The sequence below is a fragment of the Terrisporobacter sp. genome (genome assembly GCF_017888745.1).
Taxonomy (GTDB): Bacteria; Bacillota; Clostridia; order Peptostreptococcales; family Peptostreptococcaceae; genus Terrisporobacter.
In genome coordinates this window covers 1-3,782 of record NZ_JAGHFM010000212.1, presented here as the reverse complement: position 1 = coordinate 3,782, position 3,782 = coordinate 1, and the positions used below count along the sequence as shown (strand labels likewise).

The 3,782-nt window shown below is 26.7% G+C and carries 7 protein-coding genes; 2 read left to right on the top strand and 5 right to left on the bottom strand.

Annotation, left to right across the window (positions count from 1 at the left end; all coding sequences use genetic code 11):
- Together J7G74_RS10210 and J7G74_RS10205 are read right to left on the bottom strand one after the other, a co-directional pair.
- A partial coding sequence (locus tag J7G74_RS10210; RefSeq protein WP_297134889.1) for an MATE family efflux transporter occupies nt 1–335 on the bottom strand: 335 nt, incomplete at its 3' end.
- Between the two features lie 93 nt (nt 336–428).
- Entirely contained in the window at nt 429–872 is a 444-nt protein-coding gene (locus J7G74_RS10205) for a MarR family winged helix-turn-helix transcriptional regulator (RefSeq protein ID WP_297134888.1), read from the bottom strand.
- A gap of 298 nt (nt 873–1,170) precedes the next feature.
- Here J7G74_RS10205 and J7G74_RS10200 point away from each other — a divergent pair, with 298 nt between their 5' ends.
- Nucleotides 1,171–1,566 (top strand): hypothetical protein, encoded by a 396-nt coding sequence (locus tag J7G74_RS10200; RefSeq protein ID WP_297134886.1) that lies wholly within the window; start codon nt 1,171–1,173, stop codon nt 1,564–1,566.
- Between the two features lie 88 nt (nt 1,567–1,654).
- On the opposite strand, the gene J7G74_RS10195 is transcribed toward J7G74_RS10200, so the two are convergent.
- Nucleotides 1,655–2,158 carry a VanZ family protein gene (locus tag J7G74_RS10195; protein WP_297134884.1) on the bottom strand — a complete coding sequence of 168 codons (504 nt, stop codon included), beginning with the start codon at nt 2,156–2,158 and terminating at the stop codon, nt 1,655–1,657.
- 160 nt (nt 2,159–2,318) lie between these two features.
- Nucleotides 2,319–2,636: a YlbF family regulator gene (locus tag J7G74_RS10190; protein ID WP_297134882.1), complete on the bottom strand. Its 318-nt coding sequence runs from the start codon at nt 2,634–2,636 to the stop codon at nt 2,319–2,321.
- Between the two features lie 191 nt (nt 2,637–2,827).
- On the opposite strand from J7G74_RS10190, the gene J7G74_RS10185 reads away from it, so the two are divergent.
- The gene (locus J7G74_RS10185; RefSeq protein WP_297134881.1) at nt 2,828–3,226 is read left to right on the top strand and encodes a hypothetical protein; all 399 of its coding nucleotides are present in this window, start codon (nt 2,828–2,830) and stop codon (nt 3,224–3,226) included.
- A 164-nt stretch (nt 3,227–3,390) separates the two neighbouring features.
- Here J7G74_RS10185 and J7G74_RS10180 read toward each other — a convergent pair.
- Nucleotides 3,391–3,782, bottom strand: a 392-nt coding sequence (locus tag J7G74_RS10180) for a nitroreductase family protein (protein ID WP_297134879.1), incomplete at its 5' end; no start/stop codon positions are given.

Below are 3,782 nucleotides of genomic sequence, written 5' to 3'. Positions count from 1 at the left end.
ACTAAAATAGTAATAATAATAGCTAAAACAGCAAATATTGAAATACCACTACCTACAACATCTCCTGCTTCCTTAGATTTTCCTTCACCAAGTTTTTGACCTATTAATATAGTAATACCCATACTTAATCCAGTAATCATCATAGTTATGGTCATCATTACTTGACTACCTGTAGACACAGCAGACACATCAGCTGCATGACCAAATTGTCCTACTATAAGTAAATCAACTGCACCATACATAGTTTGTAAAAATAGTGCTGCTAATATAGGTATTGCAAATTTTAATAGGGGCGAGAATATTTTACCCTCTGTAAAATTAGATACTTTTGACATATATTCTTCTCCTTTTTATTTCCTCATTTTTTATTTATGTTTTGTATAAAACAATATTTGCAAAAATATAACCCTTTATCATAATTAAAAGGGTTACTCCAAATTCTTTCTTATTTTATCAAGTACTCTTTGAAATGCTTTTATTTCTTCTAAAGTTATATTTTCAGATAATTTATTTTCAACTGAATCAATTGCAGTAGAAATATTTTCATAAAGCTTCATTGATTTTTCTGTTAAGATAATTTTTTTCAAACGTGCATCCTCTGCAACAGGCACCCTTATGATCAAATCACTTTTTTCCATATTATTTAACATCAAACTAATAGAAGAACGCTTTAGATCAAATTCTTTCTCTAAATCCTTTTGAAATATTTCTCTGTCTTCACCTTCATTAGAAATAAAATCTATTACATAAGCTTGTGATACTGTTAAGTTATCATCAATTGCATTAATTACAGCAGCATCAACCTTCCTTGAAATTATATGATTAATTCTGCTAATATCAAGACCTAATTTAAGCTTATTTTTATTCATCATGAAAGTCCCTCCATATTTAAATTTGTTTTGTACTAAACTATAATAACTATTATAAATATTTATGTCAATGGTATTTATCTTATTATGTTAAAAATATAAACAACTTATATAAAGTTACTATTGACTATGATAATGTTAGATGATTTCCATATAATTTAAAGAAGAATATGTTTTAGTAAATATATACCAAGTTGAAAATGATTGGAATATAAAGTATACTAGTAATGAAAATTTATTAATTGATCAAGGAATATTATAAGAATAAGTTAATTAAATAAATATAACAGGGAGATTTCCAATGCATAAAGATAAAGATGAAATAAAAAAAGAACTTAACGATGCAAAGGTTCAGTTCAAAGATGGTATCGAAAAAATAAACGAGGATTACAGGAGAAAATCTCAAGAAAGAAAAAGAAAAATAGAAGAAAAGAGAAATAAAGAAAGAGAAGAATATGCAAAAACAAAAAAGGTAAATTATTGGAGTCCTACTTGCTGGGAAACAATGAGCGATAAAAAACTAAAGAGGATTAACACATTATTAAAATGTTTTGGTTCAATTTTTCTTGCCTTCGGTCTATTACTTTTCTTTGGTACAGGAGACAAACTATGTATTCTAGTTATAGCAATTAGCTTATATTTCTTGTATTTTGATCCTAGGAGATTTGCTAATCCGTCTAAAAATAATAAAAAATAATAATCATTATGTAAAAAATTTATTTGAAAATCATATGGCTAGGAAGGATATTTATTAGTATCCAGCCTAGCCATTTTTTAATTCTAATTTAATTAACTAATAACAAAATAGATAACAAACTTACTAATCCCACTGTAGCAATAGAAGCAAGTATATTAAGTATATTGATAGCTTTATTTTTTAAAACTTTAGTAAATAAATAAAATATCCCAATACCTATTACTCCACCTATTGTATTTCCTATAAGGTCTGTTATATCAGTTGCTCCAATAGCTAGAATAAACTGTAAAACTTCAACTGCCAAACTAATAAAAAAAGCTACTGAAACTTTTTTATATATAGGCCATTCTTCCTTTAACATACATGTATAAATTCCAACAGGAACGAATACCAGTATGTTATTAATAATTTCATTAATATATAATTTTCCATTTACAATAATTGAACCTAAGAAAGGAATTATATTAATACTTCTACTTCTATAAAGTTCATCAAATGAAAAACTCATCTTAAATAAAATAATCCATATTAATATACAAAAATATATTATAAACAAAATCATAGTTAAGTTTCTTTGTTTTTTATTTTCCATATAATACCCCCTTTCAGATTTCATTATATCATAAAAATCTGTTTTACCTCACCTCATGACAATTGTTAATTTAAATATAGTAAAACTTAGGGTATTACAACAAAATGTCTATTAAAACAAGAGCTTATATGAACATATTCTCCTTCAGTAAAATGAATTTTTATTTTTTTAAATTATTTTCTATATCTCTATAAATATTATTAATCATATTATTTAATAAATAAGAAGCCTGATTGTAATTAACAACATCAGGATGATTAAAAATATCTTCGTAAGATTCATTTAAACGATTTAATTTTGTTTTTAATTGTTCATCTTTATATCTACTTTGTAATTTCTTTTGATTATTTACATACTCTTCTAACTGTTTTTTTAATGTCTTGTTTTTATCTATAACTTTTCTTGCTGAATTAGCTTTCTTGTATTCATCAGTATTTTTAATAGCATTTACTAATTGATTAATTTCTCTATCAAACATATATAAATCCCCCTTATTTATACTTCCGCTAATCAATAACACACAATTTATACTATGGCTCCACTATTTATTATGTTACCTTTTTAGATTTTGTATAAAATATCTTTATTTTTTAGAACTGTTTTAAGCTACTTTGTATATATTATATAGACGCTAAATATTTTATACTAAAGGGGTTGAGATATTAAATTATGAATTGGTTTGATGAATATTCACAAATAAATAATAGAGATTTACGTAATATGCCTTATGATACTATGCCTTCTGGGCAAAATATGGACGAGCAAATGATGGGTGACTCTAATCCTATGTCTATGCCTGGTCAAATGATGGATGACTCTGATCCTATGTCTATGCCTAGTCAAATGATGGATGGCTCTGATCCTATGTTCATGCCTGGTCAAATGATGGGTGGCTCCAATCCTATGTATATGCCTGGACAAATGATGGGTGGATTCAATGGCTTCTTCCCTATATTTGGATTTTATCCATTTGGTTTCTTCTTCCCATTCCCTCGTCAACACGATTTTGATGATAATATAGAAGAATATACTTCAAATGTATATCCATATATAAGTCCTCTTTATTAAAACATAGTTAAAGTTTTGATTTTGGACATGCATTGGATTAACACTATATAGCTATCTATGTTGGATATTATGTCTATCTAGAAATCAGATAAAGAATGATTTCCTTACAAAAAAAGCAGAGTAATAATTATCTTATTCCTCTGCTTTTAGTGTTTAATAAAATATTATATACTACAATATCCCACAACTTCATAGTCATCAGGTATTTTGTAATCTTTATCAATATTACCCACATTGCATTTTAAATCAAACATAGTTGTATCTATTATTAAACTGAAATAAAGCATTGCTATTCCAGTATCTATACTCGCTTCATAATCACTAGCGAAACCATCTTTTTTCACTGCTAAAACAATATTTCCACCATCTATTATAAATCTCCATGGCTGTCTATTAAGACTTGACGGCGCCATTCTAGCATAAGTAAATGCTTCAAGAAGATATCTTTCCTCCAGCTCACTTACATTTGCATTATTTCCCCATTCATTCATATATACAATTTCTTCTACACCTAATCTATCTGATACACTTTTATTTTTAGCTTTCTTTTCATCTT

Excerpts from the sequence above, each read along its gene's own strand:
- J7G74_RS10190 (WP_297134882.1), bottom strand. The coding sequence starts at position 2,636 with ATGTTTGATAGAGAAATTAATCAATTAGTAAATGCTATTAAAAATACT.
- J7G74_RS10195 (WP_297134884.1), bottom strand. The coding sequence starts at position 2,158 with ATGGAAAATAAAAAACAAAGAAACTTAACTATGATTTTGTTTATAATA.
- J7G74_RS10200 (WP_297134886.1), top strand. The coding sequence starts at position 1,171 with ATGCATAAAGATAAAGATGAAATAAAAAAAGAACTTAACGATGCAAAG.
- J7G74_RS10205 (WP_297134888.1), bottom strand. The coding sequence starts at position 872 with ATGATGAATAAAAATAAGCTTAAATTAGGTCTTGATATTAGCAGAATT.
- J7G74_RS10185 (WP_297134881.1), top strand. The coding sequence starts at position 2,828 with ATGAATTGGTTTGATGAATATTCACAAATAAATAATAGAGATTTACGT.